The 26,092-nt window shown below is 50.6% G+C and carries 27 protein-coding genes; 6 read left to right on the top strand and 21 right to left on the bottom strand.

Annotated features, from left to right (window positions below; translation table 11 throughout):
- Positions 1–97: 97 nt before the first annotated feature.
- The 4 genes from H6G21_RS11375 to H6G21_RS11360 all read right to left on the bottom strand — a co-directional run bounded on the left by H6G21_RS11375 (position 98) and on the right by H6G21_RS11360 (position 2,757).
- On the bottom strand, positions 98–1,435 hold the full coding sequence (locus H6G21_RS11375; protein ID WP_242041773.1) for a DUF3086 domain-containing protein: 1,338 nt from the start codon (positions 1,433–1,435) through the stop codon (positions 98–100).
- A complete protein-coding gene (locus H6G21_RS11370) occupies positions 1,414–1,809 on the bottom strand; it encodes a DUF3119 family protein (RefSeq protein ID WP_190573520.1) in 396 nt (131 codons plus the stop codon). The genes H6G21_RS11375 and H6G21_RS11370 overlap by 22 nt, the downstream gene beginning before the upstream one ends.
- 227 nt (positions 1,810–2,036) lie before the next feature.
- Positions 2,037–2,543, bottom strand: coding sequence for a hypothetical protein (locus H6G21_RS11365; protein WP_190573519.1), 507 nt, complete (start codon positions 2,541–2,543; stop codon positions 2,037–2,039).
- A 49-nt stretch (positions 2,544–2,592) separates the two neighbouring features.
- Positions 2,593–2,757, bottom strand: coding sequence for a hypothetical protein (locus H6G21_RS11360; RefSeq protein WP_190573518.1), 165 nt, complete (start codon positions 2,755–2,757; stop codon positions 2,593–2,595).
- 319 nt (positions 2,758–3,076) lie between these two features.
- Between H6G21_RS11360 and H6G21_RS11355 the strand changes: the two genes are divergently transcribed.
- Positions 3,077–3,298: a hypothetical protein gene (locus tag H6G21_RS11355; protein ID WP_190573517.1), complete on the top strand. Its 222-nt coding sequence runs from the start codon at positions 3,077–3,079 to the stop codon at positions 3,296–3,298.
- A 41-nt stretch (positions 3,299–3,339) separates the two neighbouring features.
- Here H6G21_RS11355 and fmt read toward each other — a convergent pair whose 3' ends face one another.
- A complete protein-coding gene (gene fmt / locus H6G21_RS11350) occupies positions 3,340–4,335 on the bottom strand; it encodes a methionyl-tRNA formyltransferase (RefSeq protein ID WP_190573588.1) in 996 nt (331 codons plus the stop codon).
- Between the two features lie 104 nt (positions 4,336–4,439).
- On the opposite strand from fmt, the gene H6G21_RS11345 reads away from it, so the two are divergent.
- Both H6G21_RS11345 and H6G21_RS11340 read left to right on the top strand, forming a co-directional pair.
- A complete protein-coding gene (locus H6G21_RS11345; RefSeq protein ID WP_190573516.1) occupies positions 4,440–4,967 on the top strand; it encodes a hypothetical protein in 528 nt (175 codons plus the stop codon).
- 164 nt (positions 4,968–5,131) lie between these two features.
- Entirely contained in the window at positions 5,132–6,181 is a 1,050-nt protein-coding gene (locus tag H6G21_RS11340; RefSeq protein ID WP_190573515.1) for a folate-binding protein YgfZ, read from the top strand.
- Positions 6,182–6,249: 68 nt separating this feature from the next.
- On the opposite strand, the gene H6G21_RS11335 is transcribed toward H6G21_RS11340, so the two are convergent.
- From H6G21_RS11335 to H6G21_RS11270, 14 genes are all read right to left on the bottom strand, one after another.
- A complete protein-coding gene (locus H6G21_RS11335; protein ID WP_242041772.1) occupies positions 6,250–7,080 on the bottom strand; it encodes a DUF4388 domain-containing protein in 831 nt (276 codons plus the stop codon).
- A gap of 605 nt (positions 7,081–7,685) precedes the next feature.
- Positions 7,686–8,669: a cysteine synthase A gene (locus H6G21_RS11330; RefSeq protein WP_190573513.1), complete on the bottom strand. Its 984-nt coding sequence runs from the start codon at positions 8,667–8,669 to the stop codon at positions 7,686–7,688.
- Between the two features lie 296 nt (positions 8,670–8,965).
- Positions 8,966–9,928, bottom strand: a complete 963-nt coding sequence (locus tag H6G21_RS11325) for a response regulator (protein ID WP_190573512.1) — start codon at positions 9,926–9,928, stop codon at positions 8,966–8,968.
- A 391-nt stretch (positions 9,929–10,319) separates the two neighbouring features.
- The gene (locus H6G21_RS11320; RefSeq protein ID WP_190573511.1) at positions 10,320–11,912 is read right to left on the bottom strand and encodes an NAD(P)H-quinone oxidoreductase subunit 4; all 1,593 of its coding nucleotides are present in this window, start codon (positions 11,910–11,912) and stop codon (positions 10,320–10,322) included.
- 385 nt (positions 11,913–12,297) lie between these two features.
- Positions 12,298–14,358 carry an NAD(P)H-quinone oxidoreductase subunit 5 gene (locus H6G21_RS11315; protein WP_190573510.1) on the bottom strand — a complete coding sequence of 687 codons (2,061 nt, stop codon included), beginning with the start codon at positions 14,356–14,358 and terminating at the stop codon, positions 12,298–12,300.
- 113 nt (positions 14,359–14,471) lie between these two features.
- Positions 14,472–14,801: a thioredoxin domain-containing protein gene (locus H6G21_RS11310; RefSeq protein ID WP_190573509.1), complete on the bottom strand. Its 330-nt coding sequence runs from the start codon at positions 14,799–14,801 to the stop codon at positions 14,472–14,474.
- A gap of 223 nt (positions 14,802–15,024) precedes the next feature.
- Positions 15,025–15,738 carry an NnrU family protein gene (locus H6G21_RS11305; RefSeq protein ID WP_190573508.1) on the bottom strand — a complete coding sequence of 238 codons (714 nt, stop codon included), beginning with the start codon at positions 15,736–15,738 and terminating at the stop codon, positions 15,025–15,027.
- A 92-nt stretch (positions 15,739–15,830) separates the two neighbouring features.
- Entirely contained in the window at positions 15,831–17,390 is a 1,560-nt protein-coding gene (locus tag H6G21_RS11300; RefSeq protein ID WP_190573507.1) for a serine/threonine-protein kinase, read from the bottom strand.
- A gap of 134 nt (positions 17,391–17,524) precedes the next feature.
- Positions 17,525–18,184 carry a V4R domain-containing protein gene (locus H6G21_RS11295; protein ID WP_190573506.1) on the bottom strand — a complete coding sequence of 220 codons (660 nt, stop codon included), beginning with the start codon at positions 18,182–18,184 and terminating at the stop codon, positions 17,525–17,527.
- 89 nt (positions 18,185–18,273) lie between these two features.
- Positions 18,274–18,771 carry a hypothetical protein gene (locus H6G21_RS11290; protein WP_190573505.1) on the bottom strand — a complete coding sequence of 166 codons (498 nt, stop codon included), beginning with the start codon at positions 18,769–18,771 and terminating at the stop codon, positions 18,274–18,276.
- 13 nt (positions 18,772–18,784) lie between these two features.
- Entirely contained in the window at positions 18,785–19,129 is a 345-nt protein-coding gene (locus H6G21_RS11285; RefSeq protein ID WP_190573504.1) for a hypothetical protein, read from the bottom strand.
- Positions 19,126–19,806 carry a V4R domain-containing protein gene (locus H6G21_RS11280; protein WP_190573503.1) on the bottom strand — a complete coding sequence of 227 codons (681 nt, stop codon included), beginning with the start codon at positions 19,804–19,806 and terminating at the stop codon, positions 19,126–19,128. The genes H6G21_RS11285 and H6G21_RS11280 overlap by 4 nt, the downstream gene beginning before the upstream one ends.
- Positions 19,807–19,939: 133 nt before the next feature.
- Positions 19,940–20,413 (bottom strand): phycobilisome protein, encoded by a 474-nt coding sequence (locus H6G21_RS11275; RefSeq protein WP_190573502.1) that lies wholly within the window; start codon positions 20,411–20,413, stop codon positions 19,940–19,942.
- A 288-nt stretch (positions 20,414–20,701) separates the two neighbouring features.
- A complete protein-coding gene (locus H6G21_RS11270) occupies positions 20,702–21,274 on the bottom strand; it encodes a L,D-transpeptidase (protein WP_242041771.1) in 573 nt (190 codons plus the stop codon).
- A gap of 164 nt (positions 21,275–21,438) precedes the next feature.
- Between H6G21_RS11270 and H6G21_RS11265 the strand changes: the two genes are divergently transcribed.
- From H6G21_RS11265 to H6G21_RS11255, 3 genes are all read left to right on the top strand, one after another.
- Positions 21,439–21,585 (top strand): hypothetical protein, encoded by a 147-nt coding sequence (locus tag H6G21_RS11265; RefSeq protein WP_190573501.1) that lies wholly within the window; start codon positions 21,439–21,441, stop codon positions 21,583–21,585.
- 577 nt (positions 21,586–22,162) lie between these two features.
- Positions 22,163–22,819 carry a sigma-70 family RNA polymerase sigma factor gene (locus H6G21_RS11260; RefSeq protein ID WP_190573500.1) on the top strand — a complete coding sequence of 219 codons (657 nt, stop codon included), beginning with the start codon at positions 22,163–22,165 and terminating at the stop codon, positions 22,817–22,819.
- A gap of 183 nt (positions 22,820–23,002) precedes the next feature.
- Positions 23,003–23,587: a zf-HC2 domain-containing protein gene (locus H6G21_RS11255; RefSeq protein ID WP_190573499.1), complete on the top strand. Its 585-nt coding sequence runs from the start codon at positions 23,003–23,005 to the stop codon at positions 23,585–23,587.
- 44 nt (positions 23,588–23,631) lie between these two features.
- On the opposite strand, the gene H6G21_RS11250 is transcribed toward H6G21_RS11255, so the two are convergent.
- Both H6G21_RS11250 and H6G21_RS11245 read right to left on the bottom strand, forming a co-directional pair.
- Complete coding sequence (locus H6G21_RS11250; protein ID WP_190573498.1) at positions 23,632–24,198, bottom strand: gamma-glutamylcyclotransferase; 567 nt, start codon at positions 24,196–24,198, stop codon at positions 23,632–23,634.
- Positions 24,199–24,376: 178 nt separating this feature from the next.
- On the bottom strand, positions 24,377–26,035 hold the full coding sequence (locus H6G21_RS11245) for an Lpg1974 family pore-forming outer membrane protein (RefSeq protein WP_190573497.1): 1,659 nt from the start codon (positions 26,033–26,035) through the stop codon (positions 24,377–24,379).
- Between the last annotated feature and the right edge of the window lie 57 nt (positions 26,036–26,092).

The following is a 26,092-nucleotide window of genomic DNA, read 5'->3' as shown; positions in this document are numbered from 1 at the left end:
CCGAAACTAGCCACACCCAGCGTTAGAGATGATTGATGTTCGATCGATCGAAATGATGTCCAATAAATGATCGTTAATCAACCGTTAAAAAGGATCGTTAATAAAAGTAAGCTTGCTGAACCACTTGCTTCTGAGGATCGCCTGCAAAGGCCAGCCACAACGGAAACTGGAGTAAGGCCAAGTTCACAAACTCCTCCGCTTCATCAATGATAATTAACGGCATTTTCTGATCTTTTTGCAGCCGATCGGCCCGCGCAATCAACGGTTCCGGTGCTTCAAACAACGTCACCCCCCGATCGGCCCCAAAGTCATCCCGCCGCAATCCTAGACAATCCTGTAAGCCGCGTCGCCACTCTCCTAGGCGTTCGGGGCTGTTGGCCAAGACTAAGGGGCGTAGCTTATCCCCATAGAGGTTGTACAGCACCGAAATAACCGCCGACGCCACCAAAATATTTTGCAACCGCGACCCCAAACTACGGATGGATCCTCGTCCCCCTTGGGTAAAGAACCAATCATTTGTCCGTTCTGCATGGATGGACTCAAAGGTGCGCCGCAGTTTCCAGGTTGGCCCGTAGTAATCGGGCTCGTTGCGAAATAGGGCAATGACTCGCTTAATTTTGTCCGTTTGTTTTTCATACAACGGTTCGGCAAACTGCGGGTCTTCCAAGACTTCGGGCATTGTCGCGATCGGGGTTGGCGCAGAAGGCACCACTTCCGGTTCCGGTCGGCCTATTTCCAGTTTTTGGGCGGACGCTACGAGATCTTCCAAGCTGCCGACGAGGTAATCCTTAAAGCTCTGTACGCGAATGGCAATTTCCTGGGAAGACCCGGCAAAGGTACTGCGCATTTCTTCCCGAATGCGTTCCTGCCGTCGTTCCAATTGCTCGATCGACAGTTGCAACGTATGTTTGCGCCGTTCCAAGTCACCCAGGGCATCTTGGACAAATTTGGCTAAATAGTCCTGAGATTCGGCAATTTCCGTTTGTAGGCGATCGCGCTTCGCCTCTAACTCCCCAATATCAGCCTTTAGCGATTGCAACACCGCCTCCAAGCGAGCTTGCTCCTGGGATAAGTCTTGGATCAAGGCACTTTGTACAGAATATTCTGGCTCAGAATGCTCTGGCTCAGAATGAGAATGTTCTAGCTCCAAAGGCTCTAACTCCAAAGGCTCTAACTCCAAAGGCTCTGGCTCAACGCTATCGATATCTGCGATCGTGGGTTCAGACGGATTTTGGCTGACTGCATTGGCAGACGGCACCGGAACCCCCTCCGCCGCAGGGTCTGAATTCAACGGATTGAATGGCTGAAGATCGTCAGAAGGGAGGTCAGAGGGCATAGCGTCGGAAGGCATAACCGTCGGAATGTATAGTAGGACAATTTTAATGAATTTTGCAGAACCGGGGAGGGGTTGAGTTAGGGAGTCATTCTGGGACAACGCTGCTCTAGGCAGGTTCGCAATTGCTGTGGGTTAAACAGAATGGGGAGAAAGTGGATACTTTTTACTTCCTTGAAGTAGAACAAAATCGGGACAGGCGACCAGAAAATTTCCCAGTTTTGCCATTCGCTGTAGGGAAATTGGCGAATTCGAGTAGCGCCGCGATAGACATCTAGTTCGGTGGGGGTGAAGGTCAGTCTGAGGCTTGCGGTTTGAATCAAAAGAAATAAGCCAAAGGCAAAAATCGGTAGGCCCACCCAAATCTGGACAAATAACATCGCAAATCCCGCCAATAGCAACACGATCGGAATTTTGTAGCTTGGCGCGAGTTCTACGGTTTCGGTGGGTTGCGGGGTGGAAATTGCAGAGGTCACAACGATCGCCTTGATTCAATGCAAAGTTTAACTAATCCCTATCCTAACTGCTCTGCTACCTGAGGCACTGCATCCCACCGGAGTTTTTAGGCTGAAGGGGGGCAAAGGATCCGCGTTTTGCAAATTTGCCCTCATCCCCCAACCTCGTCTCCCTCTATTTTGGGAAGGAGAGCTAGACGCAAAAAACCTCCCCCGTTCTGGGAGAGGTTTGCAGGGTGAGGGGATTCCTAATCTGCAATGGCATAGCGAATCTTGGGTTCGCCGTTGACTACTTTCTGATAGGTAATTGCGCTATCGGGCCGATCTTTCATTGCATCTAAATCGAATCGGAAATAGACAGAGCCAGACTGAAACCACACGTTGTATAACGGTGAAGGATTCTTTTCAGCATCAATCCAACCAACACAATTTTTATATTGCGGTTTTAATGGTGCACTAAAAATTACAACTCTAGGTTTGGAGTCTGCATACTTTGCGGTACCCGCGATCGCGCTTGTTTTCAGGACAACGGTATGCTCTGAGCCGCCTTCGTAGGGCCGACTTTCAACCGCCAGATTGAGGGTTTTGGGACAGTTCCCCTTTTTGCGGTGCATGGGCAAGGTGACGCTTTGCCGATAGATTTGCGGTTGTGCCGCTTGGGCAGGCAAGCTCAGCACGGGGAGCAAGCAGGGCACCACTGCAAAGGCCGGGAGGGTGAGTGCTGCGATCGAACGGGACAGAGAAGCAGATTTCATAAAACCGTTGGAGAATGAATACTTCCGATGGCTTCAGGTTCGAGTTAGCCTATTCCTGATAATTTCTAAGATTGGCTGGATCGCTGACTGTAGTTAAGCGCTTGCCCGATCGCAGGGGTGGATGGGTGGAATCGATCGCTGAGCCGGATGACCAGGCCAGATGCTGATCCCGATCGCGGTTGCAGGCAAAGCGAGGCAGAACGTAACTTGGCAATGTTGCTAAATATCACGGATTTGCAATCAATCGCAAAACAGTTGACAGCGCTTCGATTTCCCCCTAGGCTTGTTTTTCATAGCTGAGTGCAACCGTGTTTTTTAAGTCCCGATTGAATCAGCTACGACCCCAAAAATTAAGGCGCTACCCAGCGTTGCTTGGAACCAACAAAGGGTAGCTAAACCCCGAAGCTGATCTGACCAGCTAGGCGGTCTGACACGGATTTTAACATTCGATCGGGCCACCCTACTTGTCCTGCGCAAAAGGGTGGCTTTAATTTTTGGGATTTCTTCCCCCCTCTACGTTTAGGAGAAATCCCATGTTTGTTAGTTTTGACGATCTCGATCGTGCGATCGAGGACGATCGCCAGCCGTTGCAATTTTATTTATTAGGAACTCGCGAGGAAGTGCAATCGACGATTAATCAGTTGTATGTGCTGCGGTTTAGCGACAGAGTGCGCTGGAGTCCCCCCGTTCCGGTGCCGGGTTCGAATTGGCAATACGTGAGCAAGATGGAGCGCGATCGGAAAGATCCTCCCTAGCCCCCGCGCTGCGTGCCGCTTAACTTGATTGGGTATTCCCGTTACCCAACCCGTTCCCCGATCTGAATCCGTAACCCATTGGCAAAATCCCACCCGGACTGTGCCCGTTTGCCTGCTAACTGCACTTCCCGTAGCAATAGCAATCCTGCTCCTGTTTGAATCACTGCACCATAATTTTTGACCACTCCTACGATCGTTCCCGGTGTCGCCTCCGGATTCTGGAATGCCAACACCTGCTCGCCGATCGCGGCCCAATCCTCCGGTAACTGCGCCAGCGTTTCCGCCGTGTAGGGTACCGTCGCCATCACCTTCAACGCCCCCTCCCGAAAGGTTGTTGCACAGTTGGGATAAAGCCCCCGTACCTGGTTATGCAACGCGATCGCCGATCGGGCCCAATCCAAGCCGTAATCTTCCTTATTAATCAACGGTGCATAGGTTGCCTGATCGGGATCCTGGGGTTCCGGTTGCAAGGTTCCCGCCACCAACGGGGGCAACGTTTCCAGCAATAACGCTGCTGACTGTTGCGACAACGCGATCGCCAACGCTTGGGCATTCTGCAAGAGGTCGATCGGTAATTTCGACTTCAGCAGCATCGCCCCCGTATCCATGCCAATATCCATCAGCATGGTCGTCATCCCAGTTTCCGGCTCCCCGTGGTAAAGACACCATTGAATCGGCGCAGCCCCACGGTACTTCGGCAACAGTGACCCATGCCCATTCACACAGCCATACTTCGGCATATCCAGAATTTCCTGGGATAAAATCTGCCCATAGGCCACCACTACAAAAATATCCGCCTCTAACGCCCGCAAACTCGCCAGCGTTTCCTGATCCTTCTTAATACTCTTTGGCTGCCACACGGTCAGATTGTGCGTCAGCGCGATCGACTTGACGGGCGAAGGCGACAGATCATTGCCTCGCCCCCGGCGCTTGTCCGGCTGCGTCACCACCGCCAAAACCTCAAAGTCTGGATGGGCAATCAACGCCTCCAAACTCGGAACAGCGAACTGGGGGGTTCCAAAAAAGACAACTTTGATCATGGTTTGAGCCTTTGGGGATTGTAGCGAAAACGTTACAAACGGGTACAGATTATCCCATCTCCGGTGTACGGTGAACAGGTGCGAGTCGAGATCAGTCCCCCATGAAGAAGCCAACCTTTGCCGACCAAGCCGCCTGGGCCCAAGCCGAAATCCTGATGCAGCCCGTCTTTATCCGGCTGATTGACAACCTCCGCAAATCCTTAGAGACCTCGGATTGGAAGGGGGATTACCGCGAAACCTTGGTTTGGGATGACGACGTTTCCGACGAAGCCAAGAGCCGCTTTGCCCTGCTCCAGCAAGAATTGAAAAACACCCGATCGGTCGATCGCATTCTAGAACTGGAAGACGTTCTGGCTGAACTGCCCACCCCAGAAATCATCTATGAACTCCACCTGAGCCACGGTGATCAGGTCGTTATCTGGGATTTGTGGGATCTGTGTTACCGCATCTGTTTCCAGGAAGGGGCTAGTGGGTCCAGCAATGGCTCCAGCGACCCAAACCCCACCGATATTCCTGTGGAAGTGGATACCACGCTGTTAGAAGATGGCGATGTAGACTGGATCGCCCTAGATGAAAAAACTAAACAGATTATCCATCAAATGTTTGCCCAACTCCCGCCCATTGCCTAGGATTGCTCCTGATCGAGTACCGCCCACTCCCTGGGGTTGGTGGCTGAATCATCAGTTCGATCGCACGTCATTCAATCTATGTTCGATCTACATTACGATTTTGTAGAGTCACATTGCTCAATTATTGCTCAATCACGTTTGACAACGGGAGTGAATACAGCCCCATGCTTCAAGATCTACGCCAATTACAAACCCAGCAAGGGGCCATTTTCGAAGATCAAGTGCCCGTTAGTTTTGGCCAAGATGCCGCCGCGATCGCAGCGGCCCAAGCCAGCGTCGCCCTCTACGATCGCAGCCATTGGGGTCGCATTGAAGTAAGCGATGCCGATCGGCTCAACTTTCTCCACAACCAAAGCACCCATACCCTCAAACTACGCCAGCCCGGTGAAGGCTGCGATACTGTTTTTGTGACCTCCACTGCCCGGACGATCGATCTGGCCACGGCTTATCTGTTGGAGCAATCGGTGCTATTAACTGTTTCGCCCCAAAACACCGATCGTTTAATGCAATTCCTCGATCGCTACATCTTCTTTGCCGATAAAGTTAAACTCGCTGACCTCACTCAGCAAACGGCCATGTTTAGTTTAATCGGGCCAACCAGCCATGAAATTGTACAGGCGATCGGTGCATCGGAATTGCTTGGACAACCCTACGGCTCCCACCAGACTGCCCGCATTGCCGATTGTGATGTGAGAATTGCGGTCGGGAGCGGTTTAGCCACGCCGGGATATACCATCTGGATGCCAGCGCATGTCGCAGCAACCGTGTGGGCTTATCTAACCGACATGGCGATCACCCCCCTGGGCGATCGCGTTTGGGAACAGTTGCGCATCCAACAGGGTCGTCCCGCGATCGGGCATGAGTTAACGGAAGACTACAATCCCTTAGAAGCAGGACTCTGGCACCTCATTTCATTCAACAAAGGCTGTTACATCGGCCAAGAAACGATCGCACGACTGGATACCTACAATGGCGTCAAACAACAACTCTGGGGGGTGCAGCTAGCCCACCCGGTAACGGTAGACACGCCAGTCTGTATCAATGAAGAGAAAGTTGGCCGGGTCACGAGTGTCATTGCAGAGCCATCAGGGAACTATCGGGGACTGGTCTATGTGCGCACAAAAGCTGGTGGAGCGGGTCTGCGGGTGACGATTGGGGAGGAAATGGTGGATTTGCTGGATTTACCTTACTTGACTCGCGCAAAACAGCTTTAAGAACACGTTTAAGATCAGGGCACTGAAGATCGCGTTTCCGATCAGGCCATTCCTCAGAATGGCTCCGCTTAGGCAATCATCATTTGGAAGGGTTGGTGGGGGGCGGGCTGGAACTGGGGTGACGGAGCCATTGCGATGCGCTCTGCCTCAGTGACTTCTTTCAAAATTTCAACCATGATTAGCCGATAGGCCACCTGTTGAATGCAAGCCACGGGTTTGTTTAACAGTTTGGCCTGTTCAACGATCGATAAGCCACCGGAAGCCGTATCCCATACTTTCCGTTCTAAACTATCTAGCACGAATGGATGGTTTTGGGTTTCGCAACGGACTAATGCAGAAGTGGCTTGTGGCAGTTTATCCTCAAAGGCAGCCCAATCCCGATCGCGCAGAACCCGCAATCCCAGTAGCAACGCTTCCGCCACGGAAATGCTCAACCCAGTCATTTCCATCACTGAAGCTTCCACACCTTGGGTAAAGTTGAACGATCCCAACTGATACTTAAACAGCGTGCCAATACGCTGTAAAACTTGTGCGTGGAATAGAAGCTTAATTTGCTCCGCTTGCAAGATGCCCTTTGATTTGAGAAATAGCCCCAACGGCTTATCAAGCTTGGAAAATTGCTGAAGTCGGGCAATGGTGGCCGGACTGAGCCAACGCCGCTGCGATAGCATGCCCAATAAACAGCCAACTTCCTGATCATCGGAAACTGCAACAATTCTTCCGTAGGATAACCAGATACAGCAGGACATATCTGTAGTATTCATTCCCAGATGATGAGCACTATGATTGCTATCATGATCATCTAGGGAAATGGTCAAAAGCCCAGATTGACGATGCTGATGCAAGAAACGAAGCACCTGCACCAAAGAATAAGATGCGAGAGAACCTTCAAAATCCATATTTACCTAACAGAGTTGTAAATTGTAAATAGTGGAAGGACAGGGAACTTAAAAGCTAAGTTAAGTGAAAGCTCAATTAACCCAGTTGTTATGTCTTAATAGATCAACTTCAGCAATAAAAATGCAACAATATCGTTTCGCTTGAGCTGATGAGTTTAATCCTCATGCACGAATCGCTGGTTACATTTCAAAATATTTTTGAAAACATCACTCAAGATTTCAGGAACACACAATCTAGCCAACTGATCCTTCGATGCATAAGCAGCTGAAAACGATGAATGGGAAGTTCACCCCAGCCTACTCCTAACAACGAAATGGACTCAATAAATTAAACCAATTGAACTCAAGCAAGAAAATTACATCGGAAGTCAGCAAAAATCTAGCTGAATACTGGATAACTCTACTCTCCTGAGTGAGTGATATAGTGTGAGCAAAGTTTTCCCCAAACGAAGAAGTGATATGCCCACACTATCCTGCAAACCTAGTGGAGTAAATGAGTTAGCAAGTACTCTTCGAGTTCTTTTCTAATCTTGGCTTGCAAAAGTGAACATATGGTGAAATTGTGCAATGGAATTTCCTGGAGTCGATAAAAATAAATGACAATGCTAGACAACGCCCTCGACCAATAAATCTTTGGAGGCTAGCCACTCACGGTTAAACAACTTGGACTGATAGCGGCTACCACCATCGCACAGCACAGTGACGATCGTATGTCCCGGCCCCATTTGTTTCGCGAGTGCAACCGCTGCACCCACATTAATCCCAACAGATCCGCCGACAAATAAACCGTCTTTTTGCAGCAGTTGATAGATAATCCGAATGGCTTCGCGATCGTGAACCTGAATCGCATCATCGATCGGAGCCCCTTCCATATTGCCCGTAATCCGACTGTTACCAATGCCTTCAGTAACTGAATTGCCTTCTAACTTAATCTCGCCAGTTTTGACATAACTGTAGAGACCACTTCCCATCGGATCTGCCACCACACACCGGACCTGAGGATTTTGATCCTTCAAATACATCGCAACACCGGCATAGGTTCCCCCAGTTCCCGTTGCAGCCACCCATCCATCCACTTGACCATCGGTTTGCTGCCAAATTTCGGCTCCCGTGGTTTCATAATGCGCTAAGCGATTTGCTAAATTGTCAAATTGATTTGCCCAAATCGCATTGTCTAACTCCGCTGCCACCCGACCCGATAGATGGACGTAGTTGTTGGGATCTTTGTAAGGGACAGCGGGCACTGTGCGGACTTCAGCCCCCAAGGTACGCAGCAGATCAATTTTTTCCTGGGACTGCGTTTCTGGAATGATGATTAAGCATTTATAGCCCTTCGCATTGCAAATGTGGGCCAGTCCAATTCCAGTATTGCCTGCGGTTCCTTCCACCACAGTGCCCCCAGGTTTAAGCAATCCTTTGCGTTCGGCATCTTCAATAATGTAAAGGGCCGCGCGATCCTTCACCGATCCTCCTGGATTCAAGAACTCGGCTTTGCCTAGAATTTCGCACCCCGTTTCATCACTCACACTATTGAGACGAATTAGCGGCGTGTTACCCACAGTGCCAACGAATCCTTTCTTGATGTCCATGCTGAAAATTACCTGTTTTTTCCCTATCAGCATTGTGCGCCATGACGGCTCATGGGGAAAGTTCGATCGATGGGGGATTCCACAAAAAAAGACTGAAAAGAATGAACTGGGAGAGGTCAGTCCTGCTCTCACGGGTTCGTTCCTTTCAGTCACTTCTACCAACCTAGGGTGGATGGAGAATCGAAATTATCCTAGAGATCTGAGCCCGTTAACCGACTCAGCAAAATCAGCGCCTATTCGCTGACCCAAAACATGCTCGCAGATTGCGCCGCTAGATTGGGGCTCAAAAGATAGCCCTAAACATTAGCCAAGAAGCGAGTGTATTGGCTACAGCTTAATGCCAAAGCAACTTGCTGGGCAGAGAGATGTAGAAGGATCAACTCATCTTGACGCAGATTCGCAGGCTGAAGCCATTGCAGAGATAAGATCGCTAGGATTTGGTTCCGCAACGCAATGGGAACCACAATATGGGACTGAGTTCCTGAGCTAACGTAGTGGGGCTGAGCCGATAAGGCTTCATCCGCTGCAATATTGGCTGCCACTTGGATCTTACCCGTGGACAGTGCCATCTGAACTAACGCATCTTGGGCAAGCCAATTTTCAGAGGTGCCATAACTACTATAGCGATCGCTCCCCTCCGCTAAAACAGAGCCATCCACTAACTGTAAAACGGTGGCATCGGCATGGAAACTCATGCCAAAGGCTTCTGCGATCGGGGTCAGGGTGCTGTCTAAACTCGTAGCATCTTGAGCCACCCGAACGATCGTTGCTAGGAGCGCCGTTTGCGCCTGCGATCGTCGAAGTTCCTCCGTCCGTTGTTTTAACAATTCATAGGTTTCTGCGGCTCTTTGTACCACAGTTTTGAGTTCTTCAGGATCCCAAGGCTTAGTGATGTACTTATACACTTGGCCTGAGTTAATTGCTTCGACCAAATCTTCTACATCTGTAAACCCCGTGAGAATAATCCGCACAGTATCTGGAAATTCTGGCACTGTGCGACTGAGAAATTCTGTCCCTTTCATTTCTGGCATTCTCTGGTCAGAGATGATGACAGCAACCTCTCCTTCACGGGCGAGGACTTCTAGGGCTTTGATTCCACTTTCTGCCTTGAGAACCTGAAAGTCACGGCGAAATGTACGATACAGCAAATCTAAATTATCTGGCTCATCGTCAACCACGAGCATCTTGGCCTTCTTAGGCCGATGGAGGTTCATAAATTGGCGACTGACGCTCTCTAGGTCTGGAATTGTATATTCCATTACAGTCTTTCTCCTTGGCAACACTGGAATCAGGGCAAAGCCTGATCCGTCCATCTATCTATCCTAGTAAATCAATCGAAAGTCACTAGTGATAGGGTAACCTATCGTCGAGATTCCCTAGTCAAGATCCCTTATTGTATAGTCTTGCCAATTTCTTGACGTTTATAACAGCCCCTCTGGAAAGTCTTCTGATCCCTTTCAGGTCGGACATTTTCAGGGTGCGTCAGCCCTTGGAGTGGTGACTGCATGGAGTTTGTCCCGCCACAACCATCCCTCAATCCCTAGTTCCCTTCAAAAGTAAAGGGGAAAAGTAAAGGGGGATGAGTTGGTCTCATCCCCCTCGTTTTTCACAGTCTTTTCAAGGTAATAGAAATGACTGAATCCCTAGGAATCACTGAAGCACAATCGGTGCAGGTTGCACGATCGCTTCCCGTAACGCCAACGGTTCCTGACTGCTGCCTTGGGCCAGCGCTGGCACATTGCTCCGCAGTTTTTCCGTCAGTTGCACTGTTTTAGAGTCGTAGATTTGGGTCAGCAGCTTGGGATAAAAGCCAATGCCGATAATCGGTACAAGCAAACAAGCAATGATGAACACTTCCCGAGGTTCGGCGTCAATTAGAACCTGGTGGGAGGTGAGTTCACTGTTTTCTGGGCCGTAGAAAATCTCCCGTAGCATGGAGAGCAGGTAAACGGGGGTCAGGATAACCCCGATCGCCGCCAACAGCACGATAATGATGCGGAAGGTCAGCGAGTAGGCATCGCTGGTCGCAAAGCCAACGAAGACCATCAGTTCCGCCACAAAGCCGCTCATGCCAGGTAAGGCCAAGGAGGCCAAGGAACAGGCCGTGAACATGGAGAAAATTTTCGGCATTTTCTGGCCGACGCCCCCCATTTCATCCAGCATCAGGGTATGGGTGCGATCGTAGGTGGAACCCACCAGGAAGAAGAGACTCGCTCCGATCAACCCGTGGGAAACCATTTGCAGCACCGCACCGCTGAGGCCCAGGTCGGTAAATGAGGCGATGCCGATCGTCACAAATCCCATGTGGGAAATCGACGAATAGGCAATTTTGCGTTTTAGGTTGCGTTGGGCAAAGGAGGTGAGGGCGGCGTAGATAATATTCACCACCCCCAGAATGACGAGCACCGGGGCAATAATGCCATGGGCACCGGGGAGCATTTCTGCGTTCATTCGGACGATCGCATAGCCACCCATTTTGAGCAGAATGCCCGCCAACAACATGTGAACGGGGGCCGTTGCCTCACCGTGGGCATCCGGCAGCCAAGTATGCAGGGGAATGATGGGCAGTTTGACCGCATAGGCAATTAAAAAAGCCCCATACATCCACAATTGGAAGTTGACAGGCAAGTCCTTGGCCATGAGCGATCGCATGTCAAAGGTAACGGTATCGCCATAGAAGGCCATTGCCAGGGCAGCGACCAGGATGAAGAGGGATCCGCCTGCCGTGTAGAGAATGAACTTGGTGGCGGCATAGAGCCGTTTTTTCCCACCCCAAATGGAGAGCATGAGGTAAACGGGAATCAGCTCCATTTCCCAAGCTAGGAAAAATAGCAGCATATCCTGCACAGCAAACACCATGATTTGGCCGCCGTACATGATGAGCATGAGGAAATAAAACAGCTTGGGCTTAAAGCTGACGGGCCAAGACGCCAGAATCGCCAAGGTGGTGATGAAGCTTGTCAGCAGAATCAGTGGCATGGACAGGCCATCCGCTCCCACCGACCAGTTGAGATCCAGTTGCGGCACCCAAGCATAGCGCTCGAAGAGTTGCAGGTCTGGGTTGTTGAGGTCGTACCCCAGGTAGAAGGCTGCGACGGTCAATACAAAATCAATCAGCCCGACAATCAGTGCATACCAGCGGACAGTTTTACCGTCTTTGTCTGGGATGAAGGGGATCAGCAGCGAGGCCGCGATCGGAAACAGAATGATTGTCGTCAGCCAGGGAAAGTTAGCTGTCAACATGGGAGTCTTCGGGTTCGATGTGAGCCTATTAGCGGCAGAAAGTCCGTCAGTAGAAAGCCTGAGCTTGCAGTTTAGAAACCTGCTCGCTAATAGTTAGATTGCAATCTATAACAAGCTTTTACCGCCTGTTAGGAAAATTCTAAACACTCAGAAACGAAAGGCTAGAAAATTGCAGTACTTCTTCAAGTTTTACAGAACTTCATCAACTCCGTGGGCTGGTATGACTGTGATCCAGCGATCCAGCGATCGCTGAAACTTCCGTAAAATTTAATGTTTGCTCAAAATGCAGAACGATCGCTGATTCAGCGATCGTTCGTTTTACCGTAATGAGTCTTACCGTACTGAAATGACTAGAGCCTCTCGCCTGGGAGATGACGTACGGAGGCTAGCCCGTAACGCCTGAAACAATGACAAAGCCCAGAACGGCACCAAAAATGATCAGCGCATAGAATTGAGCCCGACCATTTTCAAAGTATTTCAGACCTTCCCCTGTCAACAGCGTCACCAAGCCGGTCAGGTTAACCACACCATCCACAACCTTGTAGTCCACTTCTAAGACTTGGCGGGCAATCCGACGGGATCCTTTCACAAAGACTGCGTCGTAGATTTCGTCAAAGTACCACTTGTTCTTAGACAGGTTATACAAGCTGGGGAATTTTTCGGCGATGCTAGCAGGATCGATCTTCTTCTGGAGATACATCATCAGCGCGATCGTAATGCCAATCAGGCCAATGCCCACCGAGCTACCGCCCATGATCAAGAATTCCGGGAGATCCACCGCTTCTTGATGGAAGACTTCGCCCGGTGCATGGACAAAGGCTTCAAAGTAGTTGGCAAAGGGCGTACCTAGCAAACCAATGCCGATCGAAGGCACGGCCAACACCATCAACGGCAGCGTCATTGTAATGGGCGATTCGTGGGGTTCGCTGGCATGGTGATCATCGTGATCGTGGCCATGATCCGCCTTAGCGCTCAGTTCCTTGGAATGCATCGCACCGGGGCCAGCGGCAATGCCCATGCGGCGCAGTTGTTCCCCTTCAATTAGGTTGAGTACCGCCGCATCTTGGCCCCGGAACTCGCCCTCAAAGGTGCTGAAGTACATGCGGAACATATAGAACGCTGTGATGCCAGCCGTGACAAACCCAACACCCCAGAGAGCAGGATTGGCTTCGTAGGCTTGGTGTAGGATTTCATCCTTGGACCAGAATCCGGCGAAGGGGGGAATCCCACAAATGGCCAGGGTTCCAATCAAAAAGGTAATCGCGGTGATGGGCATGTATTTCCGTAACCCGCCCATCAGTCGCATGTCTTGGGCATAGGCCGGATTGTGACCGACCACGCCTTCCATCCCATGGATCACGGAACCCGATCCCAAGAACAGCATGGCTTTGAAGTAAGCATGGGTCATCAGGTGAAATAACCCAGCACTGTAGGCTCCAACGCCCATGGCCATCACCATGTACCCCAACTGCGACATGGTGGAGTAGGCTAGGCCCTTCTTGATATCGTTTTGCGTAATCGCGGTGGTGGCTCCAATAAATGCCGTAATCGCACCCGTCCAAGCAATCACATCCATAGCAACGGGAATGTGCTCGAAGACGGGGAACATGCGGGCAATCAAAAACACACCGGCGGCCACCATCGTTGCTGCGTGAATCAGCGCAGAAATCGGAGTGGGGCCTTCCATGGCGTCTGGTAGCCAAACATGGAGGGGGAATTGGGCCGACTTGGCGACGGGGCCGAGAAAGACCAGGATGGCTAACAGGGCAGCGAGTCCACCGCTGATGGTGCCATTGGCGACAAGATCCTGGAGGCGCTCGCCGATCGTGCCAAAGTCAAAGCTACGGGTGCACCAGTACAGCCCGAGGATCCCCAGCAACAGGCCAAAGTCGCCCACCCGGTTCGTAACAAATGCCTTTTGGCAAGCATCCGCTGCGGGCTTGCGATCGTACCAAAAGCCAATCAGCAGGTAGGAACACATCCCCACCAGTTCCCAGAAGACGTAGACCTGCACTAGGTTTGGGCTGATTACCAAACCCAGCATCGAGGAACTAAACAAACTTAAATAGGCATAAAACCGCACATAGCTGGGGTCGTGGGACATGTAGCCATCGGTGTAGATCATCACCAAAAAGGCTACGGTCGTCACCACCACCAGCATCATTGAGGTGAGGGCATCGATCGTGTAGCCCATCTGCAGGCGAAAATCCCCCGCTGCGGCCCATTCAATCATGCGGGTGTAGGGAGCATGGCCCTGCCACTGGCTCCACAAAATACTGAAGGACAGAACCATCGCTGTGCCGATCAGCGACACGATAAACGTGGAGGTCGCCTTCCGCAGACGGTTCATGTCTTTGTTGAAGGAGATTAGGCCCAGACCCACCAGCATTGCTCCCATTAGAGGCAACACTGGAATGATCCAGGCGTACTCATAGATCGGTTCCATTACTCACGCCTAATTGAAGTGACTATTCTTCCATACATACCCTTAATAGCCTATCCCACATCACAAAATAAGGTAGGCAATCTTGCCCACCTTATTTTTGTGATCGTATATGGCTAATGGATGAGGGATATAACCTTCTCTAGGGAAGACTTCACTTCATCTTTGCGATGAAGCTTCTCAAGTCGATGTAATAGGCGTCCTTCCTTAAAAACCAGGACAGTTGGTAAATTTGTAATCCGATAGTTACTCGTCAGTTTGAGGTTTTCATCGGCATTGATCCCCACCAGCTTGAGGGATTCACCAAACTCCGATCGAACGCGCTCTAGGGCAGGTTCAATCATGCGACAGACCCCACACCACGGTGCCCAAAAGTGTACTAAAACAGGGGTTGAAGACTGGAGAACCTCTTGGGCAAATGCCTGTTCATTAATAACCGATGGCATAGCTTATTAAGCACTTTTACTATTCCTTAGGGATCAGTCTACCAGGGTGGTTCCCACTTTCGCTACGTAGAATTCGAGGTCTGTTCGATGACAAGCAACACGGAAGCCCCGATCGTAGTTAGTTCGTCATCAGATCCCTGAAAAATCGCAAAGAAAGGATGCAGGTTTACTAATCCAACTCAGGTTTACTAATCCAACTCGGGTTTACTAATCCAACTCAGGTTTACCAGTACAAGCGACTCGTTCCCTGGATCAGTAGTGGATGCAACCACCAGAACAGGAGAACAAATCCGCTTACCCCTAGGTAAGCAGGCCGCAAAAATTCCTGCAATTTCAGACTTTGGCGACCCTGAACAATTGCTAAAAAGGGAACCACAGAAGTACGGGCCTTGACCTGAGTGAAGGCATCACCGTAGCGCTGGGTCAGGCGTCGATCGCCATGCCAGACTGCAAAGAGATGGTGCGCGACCAACCCAGCACAGGTGACGACCATGAAACTCGTTCCTAACCAGAGTAAATGGGCAAAACACCAGATGACTTGGCCCACCATTTGGGGATGGCGGCTAATGCGGATAATACCGGTTTCGTAGAGGTGTACCTGGGGCTTTTGAATGGCCGCGACTTCCAGCAGATTAAAGGTTGCAGGATAGAGGAATAGGAAGGAAATGGCCGATAAAATCCAGATCGTCGTCTGCACGCCAGGAACCCCTTGCAGATTCCAAAGTTGTGCCCCGTCGTAACGGTGATTGAAAAAATAAATCACCATGGGCACGGCCAACCCCAAGCTGGCTAAGGCGAACACAATCCGATAGGCCCTTGCGCCAATCTTGGCTTCTCCGATCGGTCTGAGGGCTGCCAACCCACTGTGGACGATCGCAAAGCAAACTAGAAATCCCAGAATCACAAAGTGGCTAGGCGTTAACCAATCCAAGGCCATGGAGGTGTGTTGAGTAAATGAGTTCGGGGATCTAGTTTAGAGCATGGGCAGTCCTATTTCGTCATATTTCTTCATCTTTGTTGAAGAGCGTCTCAGATGGGCTGGCTCACGGAAGCAGATAGCTCAACTTGGGCAGCGGGAGATTGAGCCTCGATCGGGATTTGCAGGGTAGACCGGAATTCCCCTGTCTCGTCCAACAAGCAGCCCTGGCCTTGCAGGTTGAGCACGATCGTCCCTTGATCCGTATTGATCACGCAATGGGGACTAGTGTTGAGCACAATGCGACGAATCTTAAGCGGTTTGAACTGAATTAATAGGAGGCTGGTTCGATCGCCTGCCTCAGTAGCCCAGACTTGATAGGGTTTGGATCCCGGCCAAAGCTGCTGGAGATTGAGGTCTAGCTGGAGATCGCCCAAGCGCTTGCCCCGCCGATTGACGATCAGGAGTCGTGTGGTGGGACTGGTCCCAGGTTCTTGCGGTTGCCCCGGACTCCGCATCACGATCGCTAAATGTTTGCTGCTGATTGGAATGAGTTGCACCAGGGATTCCGGGGCGATCGGGGTGGGCAGTTTGAGGCTGTAGCGGGATGGATGATGGTTCCCCGATCGAATTTCGAGCTGCCCAGTGGTGATTTCTAGGGTTGCCCTCCAATTGCCTTGGGGGGAAGTGGCGCAGAGCGTTTGGGGCGCATCCCCCGCTAGTGCAGGCGGACTCAACGGGAGCGGAGTGGGCGGAACCCAGTTAATGGTGGGCAGTGTCTGCCATGCAATGCTTTGCCCTGCCACGAGCTGTGCGAGCCAGACTAGGGGGTGATGATCAGCTCCATGATCTAAATTATCTAAATGATGGGATTGTGCAGAATTCGCCTGTTGAATATGTTGGAGTGCTGACAGCATATCCCCTGCGGACTGGAACCGCTGGGCTTGTAGCTTCGCTAGCGCTTTGCGTAGGAAGGTTTGTAAGTTTTCAGGAATTTGTGCGGGTAACACAATGGGTTGACTGAAATGGGCGGCCATCAGTTCTCCTGGAGTTCCCCGAAAGGGTCGATCGCCCACCAACATTTCATAGAGCAAGATCCCGACCGCATAGGTATCCACCGTCATCGATTGCTGGCCATAAAAGCGCTCAGGAGCCATGTAGGCCGGAGACCCTGTCAAGCCACTATGACAAGTAAACTCTTGGCTTAATCGCGCAATGCCAAAGTCGGAAAGTCTGGCAGTCCAGCCTTGGTGATGGAGATGCAGCAAAATATTTTCGGGCTTGATATCGCAGTGGATAATGCCACAGCTATGGGCATGGGCCAAGCCCGCCAAAATATCCTGAACGATCGAAAATGCAAGAATCGGAGGCAAGGCACCGTAGGCATCCAACAGATTGCGCAGCGTGCCCCCTTCACAGTAATCCATCACCAGGTAGCGCCCGGTGGGAGAATGCTCACAGGCCCAGCACGTCACAATGTTGGGATGGTGAAGTGTTAGTAGAAAGCGTAATTCCCGCAAAAATTGGTGAGTCGGAAAACGAATAGGATCCAACTCCTTCAGGGCAACCAACTGCCCCGTCGATCGATGCATTGCACAGTGGACACGACCAAACTGCCCCCGACCAATTAGCCCAAGGAGTCGGTATTTGGAGCTTTTTTTTTGCGTAGCCACAATTAACGCTCCTCAAGCATATTGGGGAATACACTCAGTTTGGACAAAACACCGAATTCATTACACACCGAATTCATTGCACACCGAATTGATTCCCTAGAGTTACCCTAGGCAACGATCGACGGCGCACCCACTTAGGCGCATAGACGAGGCATGATGGAGTTGTGGTCAAGACCGTTTTCTACCATGGCTTCTGCGGGTTCTAAGCGTTTCCGCAACCCAATTACAAAGGTGTTGGACTCAGCACCCAAGGATTCACAATCGGTTTGCACGCAATGGAGATCCCGCCCTGTCAGTTGGCTAAAAAAGGCCGATAAGACCCCGGCTTCCAGGGAACAGACTGGCAAAGATTGCCCTTCTAGGCCATGGTCTACAAAGCTAGAGTTCTGCGTCTTAATGACTAGAAATCCACGCTGATGGTAGGTTTGATCGAATTCCAATTTGCCCCAACCGTAGGTGGCCCAGCAATGTCTTAGGCATTGCAAGAATTCGGCCATGCGCATATCCGCGATCGGCACACTGTAGTAGTTAGAGACTTCATCCCGAAAGCGGTTGTAGAAGTTTTTGCCCCACCAGCGGCCACAGTTAAATAAAACTAGGCGAGAGGCTTGTCCCGTTTCTTGGTTCAGGCCGGAGTAAATCGCTTGGATCAAACTCTTCGGAATGGCCAGAAGTCGATCGCCCCGTCGATTTTCCAGCAATCCCATTTCCAAGTCACCCCGGAAATAAGCTTGATGGGCGTAGTAACTTCCTGGCAGTGTGTTCTTGACCAGTAGATCCTCAACAGAAATCATGGCTGATAGATGTTTGTAGTGTAGGAGTGGGCAATCGCAAACCATGCATGGATGACACCAACAAGGCCATCTAGCCGAAATTTTCTAACCTAAAAAATCCCGGCTACGGTTAACAAAGAATCCTCTTCGCTAGCCCCACAGTGATGTTGTACTTTGGCCAAGAAAGGCTCCAATAAGCGCATTTGATTTGCGTTCAACAGTTGACCGAGGTGATCTCGGATCAGGGGATAAAGGATACGATCGATCGACTGTGTGTTGTAAATCTGGGTAGTTTCCTCGAGCCAGGACAGCAGGCGCTCCTCTAGGTAGCGATCGTCCTGCATCAGCATTGCCATGGCGCAGTGTCGGATTGCCAGAATTCCGGTTTTCAAGCTTTGTTCCAATCGTTCCACGGATTCCCCAGTCAATTGCTTTTCTAGCTCATCCGCCACCTTTTGCATGACTTGAATTTCGCGATCGCGCAGGGTGCGGTAGGCAGCCAGCCGCTCTGGCAAAGATTTCATATACTGATTCACCTCTGCCAACGTTTCTGACGGAATATATCCATTTTCTGCTCCGTCAAATAGCGATTCAATCACAGGATGCATGGCTCAAACTCCTTTAAAACAAATCTGAAAAATCTGTCAGGGTAAACCCCGGTGCTTGATTGTTGGATTCACCCACATCCCCCAGCAGATCATCCAGGGTTGCTAGATCAGTCGGTCGGGCATTTACATCCACCATGACAGCACCTTCCCAATTGACTGCCGTCATAAACTGGCTCACGGTGAGGGTCAGGGGTAGTGGAGCGTTGGGATCAACGGTGGTGGATTGACTCAAGCCAGCCGATGTTAGGGTTTCCGGCTGGGCTTCAATGCCTTCCCAGTTCACTTGACTCAAGAACTGGTGTACGGAGGTGAGCAGCCAGTCTTTCGGAACTGTCGGAGCCACGAAATCTACCATCATTTCAATTCTCCTGAACGCAGACGTTTTTCAATGTCCTTAGCCGTTGCACCTTCATTCATCCAAAAGGCTGCTGCGTCAATGCGTTCCTTCCCACCCAGCAAAAATTTGCAATAGGTTTCACCCATGGAATAGCATTGGATTTCAATGCAACTGAGTTGCTTTTTCACCATTTCGGTAAAAAAGCCAGCAAACAACCCTGCGTAGAGAAAACAAACGGGTTTACCGACATCCCCAAGTGTGCGGGCCACGGCAGAATCAAAGAGGTTGATGAACATAAAGCCTTGGCGACGATCGCCCAGATCCACTTCCCAACGCCCCCAGCCCTGGGCCGTAAACGGCCACCACCAGGTTTCTAACAGGAACATTAAGCTAGTTTGCCGAACGGGCCGATCGAATTCCTTCTCGAACCACTTTTCAAAAAAGAACGCATCTTTTTGCCCCCATTCACAACCGATCGTGTACATGGTTGCAGCGGACGCCGTTCCCACTTCTTCTTCCAATCCCTCCACTAACCCGATGATAAAATCTTCGGTTGCCATGATGTTTTGGCTATTGTTCCAATCCACGATCGTGCCTTTATCGGGATCAAACTGAAAGAAATCCTGGAATCCGTAGTGGTTATGTTTTTTAGGATTGGCGTGTTTCGCAGAACTTTGGTGAATCAGTGTCACAGTCATCGTAATGCCTCAGAGTAGTGCCGCAGAATATGGCCGCAGAATTTGCTAAAAAGCAATGGACTTCAAGCAAGTCATGTGCGAAGAAAGATCAGTAGAGTAAACGCTGGGAAATGCGCTGGGGCTGCGAGGTCAATTAAACGCCACCTAGCAATCGCTGCGTTTGTTCGAGGACGACGTTAATCAAACGAGCTTGAGCAGGGTCGATCTGCTTTTGGGTGACCTCTTGCATCGTTGAATAGATCAAGTTGCACTTCCGTTGAATCCCGCAGGCTCGCATAATGGTTTGGCACCAAAACAGATGCTTTTCTCGCAGGGTATCTGTGTCATCGAGGAGCATCGCTAGCGCTGCGTACCGCAAGTTCATCGCCATATCACGCTTGCAGATCTGGGTGTAATCGGTATTCCCATTCCGGAATGTGCTTGGATCCTTTTCGCGCACACGATCGTAAACCTGCTGAATCAGGGGAGTTTCTGCACTTTGCAGTTTCTGATAGGTTTGTAAGCGCTGATCGTAAGACCTCAAATAGGTCGCTAAAAATTTGAGTTCTTCATCGGTCGCGTAACGACCATCGGCCTCAACGCTCAGACGCTGCATCTGACTTAGCATGGGACTTCCTCGGTAGGCAATCGGCGATCAACTTGAATCGACTTTCCCCCTTAATCGGATAACCTGCTACCAAGACCCTGCCACCATCGTTGGGCGGTTTATTGCAGGATACTTAGTTGCACTAATGCTTAGTTGCACTATGGATTAAGTCATGGGATTAAGTCATGGGATTAAGCCATGTATGGAGAATGCCCTAGAAGATTCCAGCGCTAACGCAATCCCTTATCCTTTCCATTGACGATTCTCATCATCGAGGCGGCGTCACGATCGAAGGCTTGCGGGCAGCAATTAGGGACGGACGGTGACCAAGGTTCCCAGGGAGACTGCATCGTAGAGCGTCCGCACATCTCGATTCGTCATCCGCAGGCACCCATGGGAAACCGCCTGCCCAATCGTTTTTTCTTCGCGAGTGCCATGGAAGCCAATTTTCATCGTGGCATCGGCAGCAAACCCAATCCAGCGATCGCCGAGGGGATTTTTTAATCCTGGTGGAAAAATTTCGTCCGTGAGTGGATGCTGCCAGGTGGGATTCGGGATCATTTGCTGAATGCGAAAATTGCCGGTCGGCGTTTCCCAGCCTTTTTGACCGATCGCAACGCGATAGCTTGCCTTAATTTTGTCGTGGTGGTAGAGATAGACGACGCGATCGCTCAGATCCACCACTAAGCGCGTGTCATAGGCACGAGGCCCCATGTCCTGGCTGTGGGAAACCGGGGCTGGATTGGATGGAATCGTCGATTGGAGAGCCTGGGCATAGCGGTTGATATCTCCCCGCTGGCCTAATCCAACGATCACCCCACCCACCATGAATACCAGCATCAAATGGCGAGTCAGACTTGATTTTTGTGCCTTAACAACCATACCTACAAGGGCAGTCCTGTGACCCGACAGTCCTTTCCAAACTTAGCGCAACTTAGACAAAAAAGATTTTGACAAAACAGCAAGAAACTTATGAATTTTTTATACGGAATCCATTGGGTTTAGGCTGCATTTACTGTTATGCAGAGTTAAAGGAGGGAAGACATATGGTCGAAAAATTTATCCTAGCCACGATCCTGACCATCTCACTCTACTTACTCATGAAACTGCCCTCCGTGCCCGTGCAAAAGGCTGGGGCAGTGACCTTATCACCCTACAAGGCTGCGTTACCCACCCTAGTCCCATCTGCATAGCACTTCCAGCCTGATAGTGCTGCTCTCTACACAGTGTGTTCTCTACACAGTGCTGCTCTTTATACAGTACTGCTCTTTATACAGGGTGAGGATGCAGCCGTTTCCTTCAGCTATAGATTCGGTTCAATTCAAGATTCAGTTCAACGAGGCTCACTCGGTTGTCAGCTTCGGTTCAATTACCAGTATGGTCAGATCTCCTGTGCTCTAAGGATTTCAAGCAATAATCTTTCCAGTACTGAAGGCACCTCGCAGGGTGCCTTTTCTTATGGGTAAAACGTCGATGCGCCAGAACGTCGATGCGCCAGAACGTCTATCCTGATGTATGGTGTATTCCTGGTACAGACTGTCGCGATCGAGTCGGCAATCTGTTGTCTTCAATCCACTGTATTCAATCAACTCAGACTCAGGTAAGCAGTTCAGACAGGGGGTAGCGGCTGATGCAGATCAGCCAGTTGCCAGACCATCGGGAACTTTTTGGATCGGGGTGGGGTCACTAGAAGAAAGCGTTATCCACGTTTTAAACCGTCGTTAGACCGTCGTTGTCGTTTTAAGACCGTGTTGTAGCTCGTTTCTTCCTATGAGTCAGCCTATTTCTGCGTCCTGGTCTGCGGTTGAGGTCATGGTTCCTCAAACGTCTGTGCAAGTCGATAAACTCTCTAACTACGATTTGGTGCTGCAATGCCAAACGGGGCATCGCCCAGAGCGAGCTGCGTTTGCCGAATTGATGCGTCGGCATCAATCCCATGTGGACAAAGTACTGTACCATTTGGCACCGGACTGGCAGGATCGGTCGGACTTAGCCCAGGAAGTTTGGATCCGTGTCTATCGCAACATCAAGCGACTGCAAGAACCCGTTAAATTTCGGGGTTGGCTGAGTCGGATTGCCACTAACTTGTTCTACGACGAGTTGCGCAAGCGGAAACGGAATGCGGCCCCCCTATCCCTAGATGCCCCCTTATCCGTGGAAGATGGAGAGGTGGACTGGGAAATTGCCTCCGATGCACCGGGGCCTGTCGAAGAGATGACCAGTCGGGAATTCTATGATCAGCTAAAACTAGCGATCGCAGATTTACCGGAGGTGTTTCGCACCACCATTGTCCTACGGGAGATTGAAGGGATGGCCTATGAAGAAATTGCTGAAATCACTGGAGTTTCTCTCGGGACCGTGAAATCTCGCATCGCCCGTGCTCGCCTTCGCCTACAAGAACAACTTCAACCTTATTTAGAGGGATGAAGATTCGAGAGGGCTTTGATAGGATGAGTTGTCCCTACACGACATCTAGAAATCACTCATAGGATTACCCAATGGATTACCCAATTTCCTAGGAGGGTTCTTGATGAACGGGCTGAACGGGCATCCTAGTTTAGAATCAATTTTGTGTACTTGTTGTTTAGCTTCTGATCCGCGAAAAAGTTTATGCTGTCCGCCCCCAATGAATTTCCAGAATCGGGTCGTGGTGTGATGAATATCCAGCGCGATCGCTTTGAACTCCTCAGTGCTTACTTAGACGGTGAAGTCACCGCTGATGAGCGGCGTCAGGTGGAGAGCTGGCTGGCGGAAGATGCCAAGATGCAGCAACTCCATCAGCGATTAGTCAAGCTCCGTCAAGGATTTCAATCGTTGCCTGCGCCTCAACCTGTGCAACCGATTGATCAAACCATTGAACAAGTCATGCAGAAGGTCGATCGGCGACCTCGTTTAACTGTCCTGTGGGGCGGGGGGATGGCGGCTGCGGCTGCGGTTGCAGTGGCCATGGTCTCTAACCTGACTCCGATGGGATATAGCCCCCAAATGGCCAATAACGCGAACAAAACTGGCAAGACTGAAGTTGCTAAGGTTGCTCCCCAATCTCCATCGGTGGCAGAAACGACATCTTCTCCTGCGGCTCCCAGCGACAATGGTCTATTGGTTGCCTTAGATCAACCCGTATTGGTGATTTCCAAGAGTGCCGTAGCTGACGATAACGGCAATGGCTCGGTGAGAAATGCTGATATCCGCTAGAGGGGGACGATGATTGATCGTCCATCAGCCCTTCACTCCGTTGGCTAGGGCTTGAGCCAGTTACCGTTGGGGATCAGTTCACCTTGGAGCCGATCGATCTGAGTCGGCGTCATAACATACATCCAGGCTAGATCTAATGGCTGTCCCAACGGGGTATAAACTCGATGCTGGATCCTTTGATAGTCATTGCCGTCGGGCGCTTGGGGATACAATCGCAGCAACTCTTCCCAATCATGACTTTCATAGTCATCCAGCACGGCTAAAATCTCGGGGTCATGAAACGTTAAGCAGTACCCCTGTACGCAACTCTGCCCATCATTTTGAGTAAGCAGCAATTCAGGTAGAGTCATCGGTAGAGCAATAGGTGCGGGAAAACCCGCGATCGCGGCTGGTGTGGATGCATTTTCCGGCGGTTCCCTGGTGGGTTCTGGCGGTTCCCTGGTGGGTTCTAAAGTCATGGCAGGATAACCCAAAGGGAGATGATAGAGACGACCTGGCACGATCGCGGCAACCTCTGCGATCGTTTTTCCGGCGCAGAAGCGATCGTAGGCCGCGTGCCCTGGTTTAAGCGTGCCGTAGACAAAAACGTTGATAGCAGACGGGTTCAGCATTGTTTTAGAGGAATGCGATCGCAAAAGAAGCCTGGATATTTCTCCATAGCTTCTTAATCCGCTATTCTCGTGGAAAGGATTCTCGTGGAAAGGATTCTTGTTGAAAAGATTTTTGTTGAAAAGATTTTCTCTACCAGTATTGTCTTTGAAAGAATGAGTTTGCGATCAAACCACGCGATTAGAACACAAAGGATATGCCCGCCTTGACAAAGAAGCCTTGCATACTGAGGTCTCCTTGACGTTCAGCAAAAATGGCTGGACTGGCATCGTCCACAAAGCGAATATCACGGGTGGCATTAAACCAATGCTGATATTCATAGCCCGCCCCGATCGAGAGTTTAGCCGTCTTGCTCAGTTGGCTCGTCCAATCTACCCCCACCGCAAAATTGACCGTTGGGAGCGTTTGTTTACGATCGAAATTCAAATCCGCCACCGTTTCTGAACCAAAGGTTTCCTGATAACGGAATTTTGCATTCCCAAACAGGAGGGCAGCCGAACCCCGACCATACACACTAAACCCACTACCCAGCATCAGACGCATTTCTGCCCCCAATTTTGGACCAATTCCATCGAAGTCATTCACCAAATTCACTGTGCCACCATTAGGAGAAAAATCTTGACCGTCATAGCGAATCGCCATAGCCTGATCGAGATTGGCAATTTGCAATCCAGTAAAGAGTTTAATATTCAAATTTTTGCTAGGCCGCAAATTGTAGGCAACGTCCAGATCTACGAGATCGTAGTCTAAGTTGGCTTCTGCGCTGGCACTAGCTGCCCGTTGATTTTGGAATGGGTGGGCGTAGGTGGCTAGCAAACGGCCAGGGGTTCCATCCGTCCGAAGCGGTTCCGTAGCCGTAGCTTGGTCATCAGCACTGAAGAACGTATAGGTGGCACCCAATTCCCAAGGACTCGGTTTGGGAGCATAGTTCACCCCAACTCGCCAAGCAGTAGATTGGTCATAGTCCACCGTCGCCAACCGTCCACCCACTGCGGTATTGAACGAATCGTTCACCCGCGCGAAATCCATAATATTACTATTACGCGGCTTGAGGAACAGTGCTTGCCCCGTGACCGTTAATCCTTCCGGCAAATCTTCACGGGTGATTTCTAAATTTTGGGCTTTACTCTCACTAACCTGTTGGCGTAGAAGATTTAACTCTTGTTGTAATTTCAGTTGTTGCTGTTCAAGTTGTTGAATTTTCTCCTGGACGCTATCTGCAATCACAGTCGGTTCCGGCGGAGCAGTGACCGTGGGATTGGCTCTAGTTCCGATCGACGCCATGGATGGATTACCCGTTGCTAAGGTATCCGTTGCTAAGGGAGAAACCGTTCTGACGGGAGGCGCGATCGCGGCGACTGGCTTTGCATCCGAGGAACTGACGGTAACTGACCTCGCCGCAGCAGGTGTAGCAGTAGTAACGGCAGTAGCAGTCGTAGATAGGGCCGCACGATCGGGGACTCCTGCTGTTGCTGAGGTTACTACTTTTTCTGGAATGACTGACGTTGTTTTGAGCGATGATTGAGGCGTTAGTGACTCAACTGTTGTCGTTGGTTTATCGGCAAGGGCAATAATCGGTGCAGGCGTTTCCGCTGAAAATTCGATCGTGGGTTCTGCAACTTCCACCGTCGCACGGGCAATCTGCTGGGAAGGCTGCGCTAACACCCCATTAGATACATTGGAGCGCTTAGTTTGCACTGGCATAACCTCCGAAGACAAGTCAGATTCGGGACGATCGATCGATTCTGATGTTTCCTGTGCTTGGGCGGCCTGGGCACCCATCATTGACGTTAACGTTGCGGTTAAGGTTACTGCTACACCCAATGTGATTTCCTTCATTTCAATCTTCTCCTCGATCGTTCATTTTGGTGATCTGCACTCTGAAATTGAAACCTT

It is taken from the genome of Alkalinema sp. FACHB-956 (assembly GCF_014697025.1).
Taxonomy (GTDB): Bacteria; Cyanobacteriota; Cyanobacteriia; order Leptolyngbyales; family Leptolyngbyaceae; genus Alkalinema.
The sequence above is the reverse complement of the archived record's forward strand: the minus strand, read 5'-3'. Positions and strand labels throughout refer to the sequence as shown.